At 70.6% G+C, this 18435-nt stretch carries 16 protein-coding genes, 1 tRNA gene and 1 other RNA gene; 10 read left to right on the top strand and 8 right to left on the bottom strand.

The window, feature by feature from the left end:
* Window positions 1–58 precede the first annotated feature (58 nt).
* The 3 genes from AB0J69_RS01790 to AB0J69_RS01780 are packed head-to-tail and all read right to left on the bottom strand — an operon-like array spanning window position 59 to window position 1534.
* Window positions 59–589 (bottom strand): DUF5063 domain-containing protein, encoded by a 531-nt coding sequence (locus tag AB0J69_RS01790; RefSeq protein WP_364111724.1) that lies wholly within the window; start codon window positions 587–589, stop codon window positions 59–61.
* Entirely contained in the window at window positions 582–1181 is a 600-nt protein-coding gene (gene recR, locus AB0J69_RS01785; RefSeq protein ID WP_364111722.1) for a recombination mediator RecR, read from the bottom strand. The genes AB0J69_RS01790 and recR overlap by 8 nt, the downstream gene beginning before the upstream one ends.
* 2 nt (window positions 1182–1183) lie before the next feature.
* Window positions 1184–1534, bottom strand: a complete 351-nt coding sequence (locus tag AB0J69_RS01780; RefSeq protein ID WP_139629532.1) for a YbaB/EbfC family nucleoid-associated protein — start codon at window positions 1532–1534, stop codon at window positions 1184–1186.
* A gap of 420 nt (window positions 1535–1954) precedes the next feature.
* Between AB0J69_RS01780 and AB0J69_RS01775 the strand changes: the two genes are divergently transcribed.
* Entirely contained in the window at window positions 1955–3394 is a 1440-nt protein-coding gene (locus AB0J69_RS01775; protein ID WP_364111720.1) for a GAF domain-containing protein, read from the top strand.
* Window positions 3395–3627: 233 nt separating this feature from the next.
* Here the strand turns inward: AB0J69_RS01775 and AB0J69_RS01770 are convergent, their stop codons facing one another.
* Together AB0J69_RS01770 and ffs are read right to left on the bottom strand one after the other, a co-directional pair.
* The gene (locus AB0J69_RS01770) at window positions 3628–6156 is read right to left on the bottom strand and encodes a DNA polymerase III subunit gamma and tau (protein WP_364111718.1); all 2529 of its coding nucleotides are present in this window, start codon (window positions 6154–6156) and stop codon (window positions 3628–3630) included.
* Window positions 6157–6187: 31 nt separating this feature from the next.
* Window positions 6188–6283: signal recognition particle sRNA small type (ffs, locus tag AB0J69_RS01765), an RNA gene on the bottom strand.
* Between the two features lie 98 nt (window positions 6284–6381).
* Between ffs and AB0J69_RS01760 the strand changes: the two genes are divergently transcribed.
* Window positions 6382–6469 (top strand) — tRNA-Ser (locus tag AB0J69_RS01760).
* A gap of 318 nt (window positions 6470–6787) precedes the next feature.
* On the opposite strand, the gene AB0J69_RS01755 is transcribed toward AB0J69_RS01760, so the two are convergent.
* Window positions 6788–7360, bottom strand: coding sequence for a TetR family transcriptional regulator (locus AB0J69_RS01755; RefSeq protein ID WP_364111716.1), 573 nt, complete (start codon window positions 7358–7360; stop codon window positions 6788–6790).
* A 72-nt stretch (window positions 7361–7432) separates the two neighbouring features.
* Here AB0J69_RS01755 and AB0J69_RS01750 point away from each other — a divergent pair, with 72 nt between their 5' ends.
* The 4 genes from AB0J69_RS01750 (at window position 7433) to AB0J69_RS01735 (ending at window position 9195) form a co-directional block, all read left to right on the top strand.
* Complete coding sequence (locus tag AB0J69_RS01750) at window positions 7433–8005, top strand: dihydrofolate reductase family protein (protein ID WP_364111714.1); 573 nt, start codon at window positions 7433–7435, stop codon at window positions 8003–8005.
* A 17-nt stretch (window positions 8006–8022) separates the two neighbouring features.
* Window positions 8023–8181, top strand: a complete 159-nt coding sequence (locus AB0J69_RS01745; RefSeq protein WP_364111712.1) for a hypothetical protein — start codon at window positions 8023–8025, stop codon at window positions 8179–8181.
* Window positions 8182–8366: 185 nt separating this feature from the next.
* The gene (locus tag AB0J69_RS01740; protein ID WP_364111710.1) at window positions 8367–8999 is read left to right on the top strand and encodes a hypothetical protein; all 633 of its coding nucleotides are present in this window, start codon (window positions 8367–8369) and stop codon (window positions 8997–8999) included.
* Window positions 9000–9003: 4 nt separating this feature from the next.
* On the top strand, window positions 9004–9195 hold the full coding sequence (locus AB0J69_RS01735; protein WP_364111708.1) for a hypothetical protein: 192 nt from the start codon (window positions 9004–9006) through the stop codon (window positions 9193–9195).
* A 132-nt stretch (window positions 9196–9327) separates the two neighbouring features.
* On the opposite strand, the gene AB0J69_RS01730 is transcribed toward AB0J69_RS01735, so the two are convergent.
* Entirely contained in the window at window positions 9328–12153 is a 2826-nt protein-coding gene (locus tag AB0J69_RS01730; protein ID WP_364111706.1) for a BTAD domain-containing putative transcriptional regulator, read from the bottom strand.
* Between the two features lie 393 nt (window positions 12154–12546).
* Here AB0J69_RS01730 and AB0J69_RS01725 point away from each other — a divergent pair, with 393 nt between their 5' ends.
* The 3 genes from AB0J69_RS01725 (at window position 12547) to AB0J69_RS01715 (ending at window position 16663) form a co-directional block, all read left to right on the top strand.
* Complete coding sequence (locus AB0J69_RS01725; RefSeq protein WP_364111704.1) at window positions 12547–12705, top strand: hypothetical protein; 159 nt, start codon at window positions 12547–12549, stop codon at window positions 12703–12705.
* A gap of 541 nt (window positions 12706–13246) precedes the next feature.
* Entirely contained in the window at window positions 13247–16084 is a 2838-nt protein-coding gene (locus AB0J69_RS01720; RefSeq protein WP_364111702.1) for a BTAD domain-containing putative transcriptional regulator, read from the top strand.
* 183 nt (window positions 16085–16267) lie between these two features.
* On the top strand, window positions 16268–16663 hold the full coding sequence (locus AB0J69_RS01715; RefSeq protein ID WP_364111700.1) for a hypothetical protein: 396 nt from the start codon (window positions 16268–16270) through the stop codon (window positions 16661–16663).
* 39 nt (window positions 16664–16702) lie between these two features.
* On the opposite strand, the gene AB0J69_RS01710 is transcribed toward AB0J69_RS01715, so the two are convergent.
* Entirely contained in the window at window positions 16703–17344 is a 642-nt protein-coding gene (locus tag AB0J69_RS01710) for a LysE family translocator (RefSeq protein WP_364111698.1), read from the bottom strand.
* Between the two features lie 97 nt (window positions 17345–17441).
* On the opposite strand from AB0J69_RS01710, the gene AB0J69_RS01705 reads away from it, so the two are divergent.
* On the top strand, window positions 17442–18404 hold the full coding sequence (locus AB0J69_RS01705; protein WP_364111696.1) for a neutral zinc metallopeptidase: 963 nt from the start codon (window positions 17442–17444) through the stop codon (window positions 18402–18404).
* Window positions 18405–18435 lie beyond the last annotated feature (31 nt).

The raw sequence follows: 18435 nt of genomic DNA, 5'->3' as shown, positions 1-18435 counted from the left end.
CTGCCAGTCTACTGGGGGCCTCTCATGGGCCTGATGGTTCGTACCACTATGTGGATGATCAGACCGTGGTGGTTTCCTCCGCCACGTCGAGGCGCGAATGCGCCGCCAGGGCCTGCAGCGCGCGCATCGCGGCGCCCGCGTGGTTGCCCCAGGTGTTGAAGTAGGAGTATTGCCACCACCACAGCGCCTCGTGCGGGCGGCCGGCGTGATAGTGGCGCAGCCCGTGGATGAGGTCGGCGGCGACGGCGGTCAGGTCGTCGGACAGCCGGTAGGGGGTGACGCCCGTGTCCTTGTACGGGTCGAACACCTCGGCGTAGTCGTCGACGGCCTCCAGCCGCTCGGCCAGCGCCGTGCGGACCCCGTCGATGTCGGGATCCTCGCTCATCGGCGGCTCGTAGTTGCCGGCGAGAATGACGTCCCGGTTCGCGCCCAGCTTGGCGCCGGCCAAGCTCACCTGGGCGACCTCCACCAGCAGGATCGACCAGATGGCGTCGCCACCCTCGCCGCCCGCCACCCTGGTCAGGCCGTCCACGTAGTTCTGCGCGTGCCCGGAGATCTCTTCCGCCAGCGCGCTCCACTGGTCAGACATCCAGCAGCCTCCGTCCTTCGAACGCGCGGCCCAAGGTCACCTCGTCGGCGTATTCGAGGTCACCGCCCACAGGCAGACCGCTGGCCAGTCGTGTCACTTTGATGCCCATCGGCTTGACCAGACGGGCGAGGTAGGTAGCCGTGGCCTCGCCCTCGAGATTGGGGTCGGTGGCGAGGATGAGCTCGGTGACGCGGCCGTCGGCCAGGCGTGTCATGAGCTCTCGGATGCGCAGGTCGTCGGGGCCGACGCCGTCGATCGGGCTGATCGCGCCGCCGAGCACGTGATAGGTGCCGCGGAACTCGCGCGTCTTCTCGATCGCGACGACGTCCTTGGACTCCTCGACCACGCAGATGACGTGCGTGTCGCGGCGGGAGTCGCGGCAGATGCGGCACTCCTCCTCGGCCGCCACGTTGCCGCAGACCCGGCAGAAGCGGACCTTCTCCTTGACCTCCAGCAACGCGTGCGCCAGCCGCTTGACGTCGGCTGGATCGGCCGCCAGCAGGTGGAACGCGATCCGCTGCGCGCTCTTGGGACCGACGCCGGGCAGCAGGCCCAGCTCGTCGATCAGATTCTGGACGACCCCTTCGTACATGCCTAGAACCCTGGCAACTGTCCGAGGCCGCCGCCACCCAGACCCTGGGCCAGCGGGCCGAGTTTCTCCTGCTGCAGGTCGGCAGCCGCGCGCACGGCGTCGCGGACGGCCGCGATCACCAGGTCGGCGATCGTGTCGGCGGTGTCCTGCGCGTCGCCGGCGTCGATCACACTCGGGTCGATCTTGAGCTCGAGCAGCTCGCCCGAGCCGTTGACGACGGCCGTGACCAGGCCACCGCCTGATGAGCCCTCGATCTGCGCGTCGTTGAGCTCCTGCTGGGCGCTCACAAGCTGCTGCTGCATGAGCTGGGCCTGCTCCAGCAGCTGCTGCAGGTTGACATCCCCTGGGTTCACCGTCGTGCGCTCCTCGTGGCTCCGCGTTCTTGACTGCCACGAGCCTACGGTGTTTGGGCGGCGTCATGTACTGGGGGGCGTCCCCATGTTTCGCGCCCCGACCCTCGCGCGGGACGGTTGTCCCGCTCACGTGTGCCGCCTGGGGCGGGCGTTTCCAGTTCGACGCCCGTTGTCCTGGCCTGGCATCCGTGTCCGGCACCGGCGTGTTTTGGCCGGGTCTCGGCCCCCCTCCAGCGTCCGAGACCCGGCCAATCACGTCGGCGGAGCGGCCGCACCACGCCGACGCGTTGAACAGGAACGCTAGTCAGCGGAACGTTGCACACACGTTGCGTTCATTCAATCACCCTCTGCAATCCCCCTGAACGGGTTGCGCTATCGAGCGGTAGGACGGATGCTCTAATTGACTACTTGGAGTGACCGATGAGTTACGCCCATCTCGACGCGTACTCCCGCCTTCTACGCGGAGCGCACGAAGCCGCCGCGACAGGCCGGCCCTGGCCAGAGTCGCCCCGCCAGCTGATCAAGGCGTCCTGGCACCGTTCGCTGGATGCCGGTATCGACCCGGAAGGCAAGAGTGCCCCACTCGTCTACGACCTATCACGCATCAGGGACATACGTCAGGCACATCCGTTGCAGCCCCTGTTGCCCCTGCTCTCCGGCACTCTGTCCGGTCTCGCCGACGAGACCGGACATGTCATGATCGTCACAGACCGTGACGGCCGGGTGTTGTGGCGTGAGGGTAATCGCACAATCATGCGGCGCGCCGACCAGATCGGTCTGGCCGACGGACACCAGTGGGGCGAGCACAACGTCGGAACCAACGGCATAGGCACCGCCCTGGCCACCGGCCGGCCCGTGCACGTCTACTCGGAGGAGCACCTGATGCGCATCCTGCACATCTGGTCGTGCAGCGCCGCTCCGATCACCGACCCCGACTCCGGCCGGGTCATCGGCTGCGTCGACGTCAGCGGCACCGCCCGCTCTCTCCACCCCGCCACGGTCGCCTTGGTCGCCACGACGGCCAAGCTCGCCGAGAAGCAGCTCGCGCTGTGCATGCACGAGCGCGACGAGCGCCTGCGCCGCCGGTACGAGTCCCTGCGCGGTCACCCCGGCGTCCTGCTGTCGTCCACGGGCCGCGTCATCTCCGGCGACCCGGCCGGAGACCTGGGCGGGCGCGTGCACCTCGGCGAGCGGGCGGGGCAATTCGCCGGCCAGCGCATGATCCTCAGGGACGGGAGCGTCGCCCTGCTGGAGCCCTTCTCCGACGGCTTTCTCCTGCGCCCCTCGTCGGCCGCCGCGCCGCCGGTCCTGGCCCTGTCGTTCCTCGGCGAGGGCACCCCCTCGGCCGCGTTCGGGGAGGGTGACCGGTCCCTGTCGCTGCGGCACGCGGAGATCCTCACCCTCCTGGCCCTGCACCCGCACGGCCTGACGGCCGAGCAGCTCTCCTTCCACCTGTACGGGGACGCTGGCAACCCGGTGACCATCAGGGCGGAGATCCACCGGCTGCGGGCCCAGCTCGGGGAGGCGATCGCGGCCAAGCCGTACCGCCTGACGTGCCCGGTGGAGGCCGACTTCCTGTCCCTCACCCGGCTGCTGTCGGCGAACGACCCCACGTCGCTGGCACGCGCGTACCCGGGGCCGCTGCTGCCGCGCTCGGAGTCGCCGGAGATCCGGCGGGAACGGGACGAGCTCGAGGCCCAGGTGCGTGCTTGCCTGTTGCGGCAGGGGTCGCCGGACGATCTGTGGACGTACGCGCAGACGAGCGGCGGGCGGGACGACTACGAGGTCCTGGAGCGCCTGGCCGCCCTCCCACCGACCGACCCCCGCTCAGCCGCCGCCCGCTCCCGCCTCCTCTCCTGACCCCTCTGGTCGGAACGGCGGCGGCCCGGCGCGACGTGCCCGCCTCCCACGATCTGCGCAGCCTTGGGGGCCTCCGGCGGCCCGGCGGGCCTGCCCGGCGGCCACGGCCCGCGCAGCCTTGGGCGCGGCCGGGTGCCCGACGTGCGTGCCCGACTCCCGCTCCCACGGGCGTGGGTGCCCCGCTGCCCAGCGGGACCTGGACGGACTTCCCCGCCTGGGCCCGGCGGGGTGGGTCAGGTGTGGTCAATCTCGCCGATCACCTGGGCGCCGAGCTCCCGCTCCAGCAGGGCCATGCCCGAGATGGCGTCCACATCCGCATCCGCGTCGTTGAGCGGGTCGACGTCGTCGGACTCGGGACCCTTGTTGCGGCCCGGGACCGTCTCCGGCCACGCGGCAGCGCCACCGCGGGCAGCCGGGACGCCACCACGGGCGGCCGGGACACGCGGGCCCGCCTGGGCGGCCGCCTTCGCCGCCGATCTGGCGGCGGCCAGGCCCGCGCCCGCGGGACCCCCGCCCGCGGAGGCGCCGACCGAAGCACCCGTCGGAGTGCCCGCCTGCGCAGCCGCCGGGGCGCTGACCGTGTGCTGGGCGGCGGCGACGGTACGCGTGGGGTCCGGGCTGGGCGGGGAGCCGGGGCTGATGTCGTCAGGGGCGTCGGGCCAGGACTCGTCCGTGGTCTGACGCCCGGGAGAGGCGGCAGCCGGAGGCTGGTCGGGGTCCTGACCGCCCCGGTCCTCGTTGGCCGCCCCATGCGACGCCGTACGTCCCTGGGGGCCGGACACGCCCTGAGACCCCGGCGTGTTCTGCGACCCTGACATGCCCTGAGCGGCCTGCGCGGCTCCGGGCGCTCCCTGGGCACCGGCCGGTCCCTGACCTTGCGGAGCCGGGTTGTGGGTCGGGGGCCGGGCGGGGCCACGGGAGGACTGCGGGACGGGCGAGCCGCCCACGACCGCCTCCACGCGCCAGGTGCCGCCGAGCACGTCGCCCAGCGCACCGGCCACCACGGCGTCCTTGCCGCCACCCGTGAAGTTCTTCATCGCGCCGACCTGGGTGAAGCCGAGCGTGACCAGGTTGCCTTCCACGCCCACCACCTGGGCGTTGGTGCTCACGTTGGCCCAGACGACGATGCTGCGCTGCTTGAGCGAGGCCAGCACGGCGGCCCACTGGCTCTGCACGGCGCCCGCTCCACCCGCCGCGGGAGCGCCCCCCGATTCCGGAGCGAACCCCCCGCTCGGGGCAGCGGCCTGCGGAGCCTGCTGATGAGCACTGCCATCGGCCACGTGTTCCCCGCCGCCGGGCGAGGAAGCTGCCGGAGCACCGGGACGAGCGGCCTCGGGCCAGTCGTCACCGCCCTTGCCCGCAGCCGCCGGTGCGGCATGGGACTGCGCGACCGAGGCGGAGGCGCCCGCCACGTCACCGCCCGCCGCGGCGCCCGGCGCCGCTCCCGTACCGTGATGACCGCCCGCCTGACCGGAGCCAGGAGCACCGCCCTGACCCCCGGCATGCGCACCCGCGGAAGCGGCACCCGGGCGCGGGATGGTCACCGCGCCGGAACCTGCGGGCGGTGTCCCGGCAGAGGATGCTCGGGCGGCCATCTGGGCGACGGCGCCGCCGCGTTCGAGGCGCTCCAGGCGGGCCAGCAGCGCGCCCTCGCCCTGCGAGGCGCCCGGGAGCAGGACGCGCGCGCACATCAGCTCGAGCAGCAGGCGCGGCGAGGTGGCGCCGCGCATCTCGGTGAGGCCGGCGTTGAAGATCTCGGCGGCGCGCGTGAGCTCGGCGGGCCCCATCGAGGCCGCCTGCTGGACGAGGCGCTCCAGCTCGTCGGCGGGACGGTCGAGCAGGCCGCTGGAGGCCGCCTCGGGGACGTTCGCCAGGATCACCAGGTCGCGGAAGCGTTCGAGCAGGTCGGAGGCGAAGCGGCGGGGGTCGTGGCCGCCCTCGATCACCCGGTTGACCGTGTGGAAGACCTCGCCGCCGTCACGGGCGGCGAACGCTTTGACGACCTCGTCGAGCAGGTCCCCGTCGGTGTAGCCGAGCAGGGAGACGGCCTTGGCGTAGGTGATGCCGTCCTCCTCCGCCCCGGCGAGGAGCTGGTCGAGGATGGACAGCGAGTCACGGGCGGAGCCGGCGCCGGCGCGTACGACCAGGGGCAGCGCGTTCGGCTCGAAGGGCACGTTCTCGGAGGTGAGGATCTCCTCCAGCAGCGCCCGGAGCGTCGCGGGCGGCATCAGCCGGAACGGGTAGTGGTGTGTGCGCGACTTGATGGTGCCGATGACCTTTTCCGGCTCCGTCGTCGCGAAGATGAACTTCAGGTGCGGCGGGGGCTCCTCAACGAGCTTGAGCAGCGCGTTGAAACCCTCGCGGGTCACCATGTGCGCCTCGTCGATGATGTAGATCTTGTAGCGCGCGGAGACGGGGGCGAAGAAGGCCCGCTCACGCAGGTCGCGCGCGTCGTCCACACCACCGTGCGAGGCGGCGTCGATCTCGATGACGTCGAGGTGGCCGGGACCGGTGGGGGCCAGCGCGACGCACGACTCGCACTCGCCGCACGGGTCGGGCGTGGGGCCCTGCTCGCAGTTGAGAGAACGCGCCAGAATGCGGGCGCTGGAGGTCTTGCCACATCCGCGGGGGCCGCTGAACAGGTAGGCGTGGTTGATACGGCGCGTCCGCAACGCCTGCCGCAGCGGGTCAGTGACATGTTCCTGACCCTTGACCTCGGCGAAGGTCCCGGGTCGGTACTTGCGGTAAAGCGCAAGGCTCATACGACCATCCCGCCTGCGAGGGGGCTCTCAACGAAGAGACCCCCCGCACACCCGCCAGAGCCCGCTTATCCTTGCTGCCTTCCGGCCCTGGGGAGGTTCACAGGATGACGCCGCGCGAGGGGTCCCTGGACAGTCTAGCCGGACACCGCAGTGCTCGTGTCACCCTCGGGAACCCCGCGAAAAACATGGTCTGCGGACCCTCTGAAGTCAGGTAAGCTCGTCGACGGAGGATTCGCCTAGTGGCCGAGGGCGCACGCTTGGAAAGCGTGTAAAGGGCAACCTTTCGGGGGTTCAAATCCCCCATCCTCCGCCAGCTCAAGAGGGGTTGTGCCGTGATCAGCGGCACAACCCCTCTTGCTTTGGGTCTCAGCCGGCGTACCCGCGAGGCCCGGCACATCGACGCCGGCGACCACATCCATGGGGAAACCGGCATGTCGGTGACTGTGGTCCGCCGTCAGGCCGTCATCTCCGGAGAACCGACAGGCGATCGATCATCGCCGTGGATCGCCATCGGCTCGTAGCGCCTGTCGGGCCACGTGTCGGCGCGCGGTCCCCACTGTCCCCAGCGTCCCCGGATCGCTTCCCACTCGAGGAGTGATCGTTTCCCGGCATCGCCGGGCGGCCTCACACGTCAGGCATTCAGCGATCTTTGCACGGCGGCGTCCACCAGCTCGTGGATCTCCTGCTCGGTGAAGATGTCGGGCAGCGTCAGCCGCTCCACGATGAGCCAGTTCAGAGCGAGGTAGAGGAGAACCACCGAGGTCGTGTCGCCGGGCAGACCGGAGGCGGCGTGGTGGCCGATGTTGGCGTCGATGTCCTCTCGGATGCGCTTGGTCAGCACGGCGCGCAGCTCGGGGCGCCGAGTGGACTCAAGTCGGAGCTCGAGCAGGGCCAGGTAGCCGGAGTTGAAGGCGGAGACCCGGTCCACCAGTTCGTGCATGAGCTCGGCATAGCGAGTCTGGTCCTGCATGCCCTCCCGGCTGCGGGCGATCGTGGCCTCGTCGGGCAGCAACCGCTCATAGATACGCCCGCCGACCTGGGTGAACAGGTCGTCGCGGGTGGTGAAGTAGTTGGAGGCCGTGCCCGGGGGCACGGCCGCCTCCGCATCGACGGCCCGGAAGGTCAGCCCCCGCGCTCCTTCCCTGGCCAACACCTCGATGGCCGCGTCGATCAGCGCCTGCCGCCGCTCGGGATTTCTCCGCACTTGACACCACTCCATCTGTAGTACTACGTTCTTACCACTCCATACAGAGTACTACGTCGGGAGTTGATTGATATGCGAAAGCTTGTCTACTACGTCGCCGTCTCGCTTGACGGCTACATCGCGGGCCCCAACGCCGAGTTCGACTTCTACCCCGTGTCGGACCAGATGGCCGCCTGGATCAACGACCGCTACCCCGAGACGCTCCCCACCCACGTCCGCAAGCTTGTCGGCCTCGAGGGCGTGCCCAACAAGGTCTTCGACACGCTGGTGATGGGACGCGGCACCTACGAGCCGGCCCTGGACGTCCCCACCACCAGCCCGTACTCCCACCTGCGCCAGTACGTCGTCTCCAGCACGCTGACGATCGACGACCCCACGGTGCAGGTGGAGACCGGCGATCCGATCGAGCTCGTCCGGCGGCTGAAGGCCGAGGACACCGGCATGGACATCTACCTCTGCGGCGGCGGCAGACTCGCCGCCTCCCTGCTCCCGGAGATCGACGAGATCATCCTCAAGAGCTACCCCGTGGTGGCGGGGACGGGCATCCCCATGTTCTCCGGGCAGTTCCGCCCCACCCTGTTCACCCCCACCCGGCGCGAGTCCTTCGACAACGGCGCCCAGGTCACCTGGCTCACCAGGGCCTAGAACCGCAGGAGGAAAGCATGCATGTCAAACTCTCGGCCTTGACCGACCAGGCCAAGACCAACCGCCAGGCCCGATCGCCGCACCGGGACGAACACCCGGCGCGCGATCTCAAGCCCACGGGCCGGACCAATCCCTCCCGCCGCCCGACCGCCGCCCCTCGCCGCAGCGGGTACTGAGCGAGTCGCCGCTCCATCCACCACAACGACGAAGATCCCGTCCGCTCAATCGATCGGACGGGATCCCGTCAACTTCGGTCCGGCCGGTCCAGGAACGGCACATTCCGCCGGCGACACTGGCAGAGATCGCCGCCGTCCATCTTCCTCCGCATTGATGCGGTGCTCGTCAGCTACGATGACGGGCCGTGGGTACGGATTGGGCGCCCGCGGCCGTACGCGATGTCACGCGGAGGGACCCCGGCGAGCTCGTACGGCTGGCACGCGCCCACGCACGCCTGGCCCACACACTCGGTCACACGCTCCGCACGGACCCTCCTGGAGAGACGAGCCCGCCGGAAGAGACCGGCCACGAAACGATCCTCGCGCAGTGGCGGGACATCGACGAGCGGCTGCGCTCGCTGCTGGTCCTCGATCTGGACAACCCCCGCCGTGTCTCCGTCGTCGGAGCCAACCCCATCTTTCCGCCCGAGTGGCGGCAGGCGGCCTGGGCGACGTTCCTCCCCGACGAGCTGGCAGAGTGGTCGGTCAGATGGCGACACTGGTACGCCGAGACGGCCGCCGGCGGGTTCCGCCACTACCGCGACCGGCTGCGCACATGGGACACGAGCCACGTGCTCGCCGAAACCCAGGCTCATCTCCTCGCCACGGCTCGGGCCACCGTGGACCGCACAAACGCGTGGACCCGCAAACCCGCCTTCATCGAGGCCCGCCGTCGCGTGTTCGCTCTGCCGCCCTCACCCGTCGTGCCCTCCCCCCGGCCCGCCGCCGCGCGCGGTGGAGGACGACGGGCCGACGACCGGACAGCAGGAGCACCATGAGGCGGTGACGAGGCACGGCGTGCTGCTGGATCAGGCCGCGCGCGAGTTCAGCCGTACGGTGCCGGGCGCTTTCAAACGCAACCCGCACCCGTCACCGGCCCTGGAGGAACCCCCGCGAGATACATGGGTGGAGGAGTTCTTCGACTGGCTGGACCCGGTCGTACGAGCCGGTCACGGACTGTACCTCTGGCTCTGAGCGTCCCCACTGTCCCAGGGGCCGAACGCGCTCTCCAGGCAAGGGACAGGCCACCTGGACGGTCCCTCATGTCCCTGAATGATGGCGGCGACATCGCCCACTGAAGCCGGACCGCCATGACGTGCCGGAGGGTCAGAGCATGTTCTTGATCGGCTGAGGTGTTTCCGGCACGGGCCGGGCGAGGATCTCGGCGGCCTCCCCTGGCGTGAGCAGGCGGGCGTCGCGCAGGAGGCGGATGGACTCCTCCCACTGTTTCCGTGCTTCGCCGTGCCGTCCGAGGTCGTGCAGCGTGGTGCCGAACCACCAGCGGGACACGGCTTCCTTCAGGCGGTATCCCGACTCGCGGAGCAACCGCACGGCGGTCGTGTAGCTGTCCACCGCCTCGGTCAGCCGGCCGGCATGACGGTAGGCGTCGCCCAGCGAACCTTGCGCAATGCCCGCATCGGCGAGCGGGCCCACCTTCGGCCCCAGCCCCACCAACTGGCGTGCCTCCGCGATCGCCTCGTCGAAGCGCCCCTGACGGTAGTGGACATGCACCCGGTTGTTGCGGATCGTGGCCGTGGCCCCAGGGCGTTCGGCGTCGTCGTTGAGCTCCAACGCGGACTCCAGGTAGCCGAGTGCCTCGTCGAGACGGCCCGCGATCGTGTTGATGACACCGAGGTTGTTGAGCACACCGGCCTTCCGCCGAGGCAGGCCGGCACGGTCCCAGTCGGTGAGAGCCGTCGTCAGCTGCGCGATCGCGGCGTCATAGCGGCCCTGGTCTCGGTGGACCCAGCCGAGAAAGCTGCGGAGCTGGGCCTTGTCCTCCCATGCCGCGACGCCGTCGGCCACCTCGATGGCGCGCGTGTAGATGTCGGCCAGTTGCGTGTGCCAGCCCTGGTAGCAGAAGGGCCAGTGGAGCCCGATGGCCAGGCCGATGGCGGTCGCCGGGTCGGGGCCGTCCAGCGCCTGCTGGGCGGCGGCGAGCAGGTTGTCCCGCTCGTCGTGGACCCATCGTTCCGCCTCCGCCAGGTCCTTGAAGGTGCTGTCGGGCAACTCGACGGGGCATCGCAGTACGGGATCGCTGTTGAGCATGGTGCTCGCCATCCAGAGGGTGGCCAGGTAGTGGTGGAGCGCGCGGCGTACGGCGGTGGTGCGTTCCTCCTCCGGCAGGTCCTGGTGCGCGCGTTCGCGGGCGTACAGGCCGACCAGGTCGTGGAACTGGTAGCGGTCGGGCCCGGCGGGTTCGAGGAGGCGGGCGTCCTGGAGGCGTTCCAGGGCGGCTTCGGCGCGGTGGAGGGGCCAGCCGGTCAGGGCGGCGGTGGCGGCGGGGGTATGGGTGGGCAGGCCGAGCAGGCCGAGCAGGGGCAGCACGTGGGCGGCGTCACGGCCGGCGAGTTCTTCCCGGAGGTGGTGGTGGCTGACCGCGATGCTGGCGCGGACGGCCAGGTCGGCGTACTCCAGCACGTCCAGGCGGCGGGTGGCGTCGGCCAGCCGCGCTTCCAGGTCGGACAGGGTCCAGTCGGGGCGGGCGGCCAGGCGGGCGCCGGCGATCCGCAGGGCGAGGGGGAAGCCGCCGCACAGGTGGACGATCCGCTCGACCGCCTGCGGTTCGGCGCGTACCCGGTCGGGTCCGGCCAGGCGGGACAGCAGCGCGCCGGCGTCGGCGGCGGTCAGGTTGCCCAGGTGGAGGTGGCGGGCGTTGTCCAGGGTGGCCAGCGGGTTCCGACAAGTGATCAGAACCCGGCAGCCGGGTCCCGCGGGGATGAGCGGGCGGATCTGGCGGACGTCGCGGGCGTTGTCCAGGATGACCAGCAGGTTGCAGGTCGCGGTCAGGGAGCGGTAGCGGGCGGCGGCCTCGCCCGCGTCGGCGGGGACGGCGGCGCCGTCCAGGCCGAGGGAGCGCAGCAGGTGGCGCAGGGCTTCGGCCGGGGTCAGCGGGTCGAGCCCGGGGGTGGCGCCGTGCAGGTTGAGGTAGATGACGCCGTCGGTGAACCGGGCGGCCATGGCGTGCGCGACATGGACGGCCAGGGCGGATTTGCCGATGCCGCCGGGTCCGTCGATCACGGTGACAGCGGGTCCATGGGTGGGCCCGTCGGCGGGGCCGAGCGCGGTGCGCAGGCTGTGGATCTCGGTGGCGCGGGCGGTGAAGGCGTGGGTGTCGGCGGGCAGTTCAGCCGGGATGTACGGTCCGCTGACCGTGACCTGCTGGGCCGGGGTGGTCAGGTCGAGGACGGGGTCCTTGACCAGGACGGCCTGGTGCAGGCGGCGTAGCTCGGCGCCGGGTTCGACGCCGAGCTCGGCGACCATGATCCGGCGGGTGTCCTGGTAGACGGCGAGCGCTTCGGACGGGCGGCCGGCGCGGTGCAGGGCGAGCATGAGCTGGGCGGCCGGGCGCTCGCGCAGCGGGTGGGCCCGCACGTGTGCGGCCAGGTCGGCGGCCACCGCGTGGTGGTCGCCGGCGGCCAGGCGCAGATCGGCGTGGTCCTCCAGGACGGTGCGGTGTTCCTCTTCCAGCCGGGTGGCCTCGATGCGTGCCCACGGGGCGGTCAGTCCGGCCAGCGGCTCGCCTCGCCACAGCTGCAGGGCTGTGCGGAACAGGGCGTCCGCGGCCTCCGTGGCCCCCTGCGCCTGAGCGGTGCGGGCGCGTTTGACCAGGCGGGCGAACAGGTGGGCGTCGATGCGGTCGGGTTCGAGCGCGAGCCGGTAGCCACCGGGCACGGTCTGGATGATCTCTTCGGTGGCGTGCGATCCGAGGGCTTCCCGGATCTTGGAGACCACGATGTGGAGCTGTTTGGTCGCGGTCGCCGTGGAGCTGTCTCCCCAGATGTCGGTGAGGATCCGCTCGGCGTGTACGGCCTGCCCGGCGTCCAGGGCGAGTCTGGCCAGCACACCGATTCGTCGATGCCCGGCGAGCCGGACCGGATCGTCACCGGCCAGGACCTGCCACGGGCCGAGGAATCTGATCTCCAGCGTCACTAGGAGCGCTGCCCTCCTTCAACGTAGTCGGCAGTGAAATGGGATGATCGAACCTATTTGCGGCGATTGCCGATAAACGCCGTCTTCATCCAGGTTTCCGGCGTTTTTGTTCACATGTGCATGTCTAGACGTGCGGCCTTACAGGTGCCTTACAGCTGGCTCGCCGGCCACACGGATGGGATCGGGCCTCCGGTTGAAGGCGATCTGCAAGTCGTCCACCCGTCGCTGGAATGCCACGCTCACCGGGGAGACGAAACTTGTCGGGTGTTCACCTGACACCGTCACATTCCTGCCGTACATAGGCTCGTACCCCAGCCTGATAGGGAGGATTGTGTCGCGATCTCTGGGTCCAATACGATCACGCCTCCATCTTTGTATCGCACAGGAGGTCTCGTGACACACGTCAGACTGCTCAGGAAGCTCGCCGTTGTGGCCGCAACCGGCCTGATCGCGCTCGGCCTCGGCGCTGCGCTGGCCTCTTCCGCCTCCGCCGCGGAGAAAATCTACGGAACCCACCCCTCCGGCGAAATCTCCACCGGCCTTCAGTGGTGATTCCACGGTGCCGCCGGTCTCCGGCGGCCGGCTGACCCGCCGTAGCCACCGGCTTGCGACCGCGGTTCTCCCGGCACGCGTGGGTGCTGCCGACGGTTCCGGCGTGCTCACAGCTTGCTCTCCACGTCTCTGAACGGACTCGACCAGGTCCACAGACCCGCGCGTACCGCCACCTCGACGAAGAGCTCTTCGTGCGGCACCGACGCCTGGAGCGTGGGACGCCGAGCCGCCGAAGCTCGGGCCCGGCTGGAGGCCGATCGCTGGTCGGATCCGCGTCACCTCTGGGAGCCGCGCCTGGTGCCCGTCCCCGTCACGACGGCCGGGCAGTGGGCGGCCATGCGGCCGGACAAGCGCCCGCTCCAGGAGGAGCTTGACCTCCGGGACAAGGACCCGGCGTGTACCCACCGCGTGTGCCGCCCGGGTCGTCTGCTCCGAGGAAACCTGGTCGGACTGACTCATGGCCACGCGCGTCCACGGCCCCGGAACAGCGCGTGAACATACCGGCGGCATGCCGGTTGATATCGCTACACTTCCACCTTCGTTGACGAAACGGGGGGCGCCCCTCATGGGTCTGGAGATCAGGTTTCTCGGTCCGTGGGAGATCGCCGGTGACGTCGGGCCGGTCATGATCGCCGGGCATCGGCGGATCGCAGCGCTGGCCAGGCTCGCCCTGGACGCCGGGCAGGCCGTACACGCCGAGCGGCTCCTCTCCGACGTGTGGGGGCAGAGCTCGGCGGTCACCGCGGCCAAGCAGCTCCACATCGTGATCTCCAAGCTGCGCGAGACGCTCGTCCCGCACGGAGGTGAGGAGATCATCCAGACCGTGCCCGGCGGCTATCGGCTCGCCCTCGATCGTGACCGCATCGACGCCCACCTGTTCGTCCGCCTGGCCAAACGGGCTCGCACCGCCCACGCGCAGGGGGCGACGGCCGCCGCCGACGCGTCGTTCCGCCAGGCGCTGGGCCTGTGGCGCGGCCCCGCGCTCGCCGGGGTGACCGACCTCTGGGCCAGGGTCGAGGCGACCCGGCTGGAGGAGGAACGACTGGCCGTCCTCGAGGACCACCTCGACCTGCGCCTGGCCGCCGGGGACCACCACGCCGCGGCCGCCGAGCTGGCCGCGCACGTCGAGTCCCACCCGCTGCGCGAGCGGTCCGCAGCCCAGCTCATGCTCGCCCTCTACCGATCCTCGCGGATATCGGAAGCGCTGGCCGTCTACCAGCGCACCCGCCGGATCATGGTCGAGGAGCTCGGGCTCGAGCCCGGTGCGGAGCTGCGCCGCCTCCACCAGGCCGTGCTCGTCAAGGATCCCGTGCTCGACCTGCGTACCCCGAAGCAGGAGATCTCGGTGGGCGAGCCGATCGTTCCCGCCGAGCTTCCCGCCGACACCCTGGTGTTCACCGCCCGAGCCCTCGAGGTCGAGCGGCTGCGCGCCGCGCTCGGCGCGGACGGCGGAGCCCCCGTCACCGTGATCGACGGTCCCGGCGGCATCGGCAAGTCCGCGCTGGCCGTCCATGTCGCGCACGCCGTCGCCGACCGCTTCACCGACGGAGTCGTCTACGTCAACCTGCACGGATCCACCGCCGGGCGTGCCCCGCTGACGCCCATCGAAGCGCTGCGCCACCTGCTGCGCTCGCTGGGTCTCGACGGCACCGCCGTGCCCGCGGATCCCGACGAGGCGGCAGCCCGCTACCGGTCACTCACCGCGACGTGCAACCTGCTGGTGATCCTCGACAATGCGCGCGACGTGCGCCAGGTCCGCCCGATCATCCCCGCGGGTCACGGCTGCCGGATCATCGTCACCAGCCGCGAGCCGCTCACCAGCCTCGACAACGCACGCCACCTGCACCTCGGCACGCTCGCCGACACCGACGCGGACGCGCTGCTCAGCCGCGTCGCCGGGCTCGACCGGGTGCGGGCCGAGCCGGAGGCGGCCGAGGAGATCGTACGGCTCTGCGGCGGTTTCCCCCTCGCCCTGCGCATCGTCGGCGCCCGGCTGGCCGCCCGCCCCGACGGCACCCTGGCCGACCTCGCGGCCCGGCTCGCCGACGCCACCCGCCGCCTGGACACACTGGAGTACGGCGACCAGGCCGTACGCGCCGGCATCGCGGTCAGCCACCAGCACCTGCACGACGAGCCCACCGGCGGGGACGCGGCCCGCCTGCTCACCCTGCTCGGCCTGCTCGACCTGCCCACGCACACGCCCGCCGCCACGGCGGCCCTCACCGGCTGGCCGGAACACCGCGCCGAGGCCGCCCTGGAACACCTACTGGACGCCCGTCTGCTCGAACCCGCCGGCCCCCACCGGTACCAGTTCCACGACCTGGTCGGCCTCTACGCCCGGGAGCGGGCACACGAGGACCTCGCCGAAGAGGAGCGCGCCGCCGCGATCCGCCGCGCGCTCCATCACTACCTGGCCGCTCTGTATATGGCGACCCCGATCCTCAATCGCGACACCGTGCCGCGGCCACCCATCGAGGTGCCCGATGCCACCTTCAAAGACGCGGCGGAGGTGGGACGGTGGGTCGAAGCCGAGCGGGAGAACCTGCTCGCGGCCGCGCAACAGGCGTTGGCAGGCCCCGATCCCGCAACTGCCGTCGGCCTGGTCATCGGACTCCACTGGCCCTTCTGCTACCAGGGCTGGCACACGCAACTGGCCGACATCTACACGCGCGCCATCGCGGTGGCCGACCGCATCGCGGCATGGGAGGACAAGGCCCAGCTTCGCGCCTTCCTCACCTGGGCCCATCGCGACCAGGGCCGCTACGAAGCCGCGATCAGGCAAGGGGAGCTCGCTCTCGCGGACTGGGATCGCGCGGGCCTGCCCCGAAGGAAGGTGGCAGTGCTCAACAACCTCGGTGTCATCAACACGATCGAGGGCCGTCTCGACCACGCGCTCCCCTACCTCGAGGCTGCCTTGACCCTCAACGACGGCACCGGGCGCATAGGGGCCACGGCCGCACTCCGTACCAACCGGGCTCACGTCTATTACCGGCAGGGACGCTTCGACGAGGCGATCGAAGAAGTACGCGAGGCGATGGAGCTGTGGTCACAGGGGGGCAACCACGTCGGTGTGGGTACGGCCCACGACTCACTGGGCGACATCTACCGCCACGCCGGCCGTCTGGTCGAGGCGGTGGAGAGCTACACGGTGGCCGTACGGCTGCTCCAGGAGTCGGGATACCGTCTCGGAGAGGCCGTATCACGTTGGTGGCTCGGCACTGCCCTGCACGACCTCGGACGGCACGGCGAAGCGCGCAAGCAGTGGGAAGAGTCCGTCCGCCTCCTGCGCGAAGCCCGCCTCCTCGCTCCGGGCGAGGCGGCGACCCTCCTTTCCCAGCCGGTTCCCGACACCCCCGAGCCCGTCATGAACCATCTCTGATCCACGCGTCGCGTCGCGCCGTGGGCGCTTCGGCGTACCGAGTGGACGTCGTGGCCTAAGCGCTTCGGACAGGCCGCCGTCATGTCATGCCACTTCGGCTTTTCGGCCTATCGCGTACATGACCATGCGGGGCGACCCTATGCTCGGCGCGTCAATCGCTGCCTCTGAATCGGGAGGCTCGCAATGTCCGAGCCTTACAGCATCGAGGCGATGCCCCAGTCCGTGTCCGTGGCCAGGACCTGCATGTGGGTCCAGGCCGTCTTGGGGCTGGTGGGCCTGTTCCTGCTGTTCGTACTGCTGGGGAGCGCGCCGGCGGGCGCCGTGGGCGGGGCCTTGCTGGCCGCGCTCGCCGTCCCGCTGGCGACGATCCTGCTGATCGGGTACCTGGCGATGCGGATCCCGTCCCGGCGCGGCTGGGTACGCACTTTCGGGCTGGTCATCGAGTTCCTGCTCGTCCTGCTGGGCGTGTGGCAGCTCACCGACGGTGCCAGCTTCGGCAACGTGCTCGGCGTGGTGCTGGCCGGGGTCGTGTTCGCGCAGTTGTGCAGGTCTTCGTCCGCGATGTGGTTCGACCGGTGAACCGGTGGACGGTCCCCGGGCGTTCCCGGGACCGTCCGTTCAGGCGCCGACCAGGGCCTTGGAGCGGTCGGTCGCCATGTTGACGGCGAAGATGCCGAGGATCGTGCCGGTGACGTAGCGCTGCACGCGCATCCAGATCGGCCGGCGGGCCAGGAAGGCGGCCAGGCCGGCCGCCGTGAGCACGAACATGGCGTTGACCAGGGTGCCGACGGCGATCTGGACTGAGCCGAGCGCGAGGCTCTGCAGCAGCACGTCGCCCATCGCCGGGTCGATGAACTGCGGGAGCAGCGACAGGTACATGATCGCGATCTTGGGATTCAGCAGGCAGGTCAGCAGGCCCATCGAGAACAGCTTGCCGGGCCCCTCCACAGGGAGCTCGCGCGGCTGGAAGGCGGACGTGCCGCCGGGCTTGATCGCGTTCCAGGCCATCCAGAGCAGGTACGCGGCGCCGGCCAGCTTGAGAGCCGTGTACGCGGCCGGCACGTACGCGAAGACCGCCGTCAGCCCGAGACAGGTCGCGGTGAGATAGAAGGTGAAGCCCAGGAAGACACCCGCCAGCGAGATCAGCCCGGAGCGGCGGCCCTGCGTGATCGAACGTGAGACCAGATAGATCATGTTCGGCCCGGGCGTGAGAACCATGCCCAGCGAAACCAGCGCAACCCCGATCAATCCACCCGTCATATCGGCAGATTATCTGACAAATCCGAAAAAATCATGTGGCATCGATTGCGGTGCGTATTCGATCCGCCACGGGGGAGAACTGCGACGGGGGGGACACATGCAGTTCGACGACGACAAGCCACTCGACCCGTCGCAGGTCGAGGACGTGCGAGCCTCCGGTCCGCGCCCGGGCGGCGGCGGTGGCGGTGGCTTCGGCGGGATGCCGGGCGGCTGCATGCTGCCCATCGGCGGCCGGGGCGGCGGCTGCCTGCTGCTGGTCCTGGCCGTGGGGGCGATGTTCGTGTTCGGGGTCGTGCCCACGCCCTTCACCGGCGACGAGGGCGGGCAGCAGGGCGGCGGGCAGCAGCCGAGCGCCCCTCCCGCGCTCTCCCCCGGCGGCAACCTCGCCGAACGCTGCAAGACCGGCGCCGACGCCGACCAGTCGGAGGACTGCCGCGTCGTCGGCACGGTGAACAGCATCCAGTCCTACTGGCGGCAGGCGTTCGAGGAGGGCGGGCGCAAGACGTACACGCCGGCCAAGACCGTGCTGTTCACCCGGGCCGTCAACACCGGCTGCGGCGCGGCCGACTCGGCGGTGGGCCCGTTCTACTGCCCGGCCGATCGCAAGGTCTACCTCGACCTGACGTTCTTCGACACGCTCCAGCGCGACTTCGGGGCCGAGGGCGGGCCGTTCGCGCAGGCGTACGTGATCGCCCACGAGTACGGCCACCACGTCCAGAACCTGCTCGGCACCATGAACCGGGTCGGCCGCGACAACCGCCCCGGCGCCGACAGCCCCTCGGTCCGCCTTGAGCTCCAGGCGGACTGCTATGCCGGGGTCTGGGCGCAGAACGCGGTCAAGACCGGCTTCTACCAGGAGCCGTTCTCCCAGACCGACATCGACCAGGCGCTCAGCGCGGCCGCGGCGGTCGGCGACGACAGCATCCAGCGGCGTTCGCAGGGCCGCGTCACCCCCGACGCCTTCACGCACGGCACCTCCCAGCAGCGGGAGAAGTGGTTCAGCGTCGGCTACGACAGCGGCGCTCCCCAGAGGTGCGACACGTTCTCCGGAGGGATCTAGCCGGCGGCCCCGCCTCCTTTGGGAAATTCGG

It is taken from the genome of Nonomuraea sp. NPDC049709 (genome assembly GCF_040674815.1).
Lineage (GTDB): Bacteria > Actinomycetota > Actinomycetes > Streptosporangiales > Streptosporangiaceae > Nonomuraea.
The sequence above is the reverse complement of the archived record's forward strand: the minus strand, read 5'-3'. Positions and strand labels throughout refer to the sequence as shown.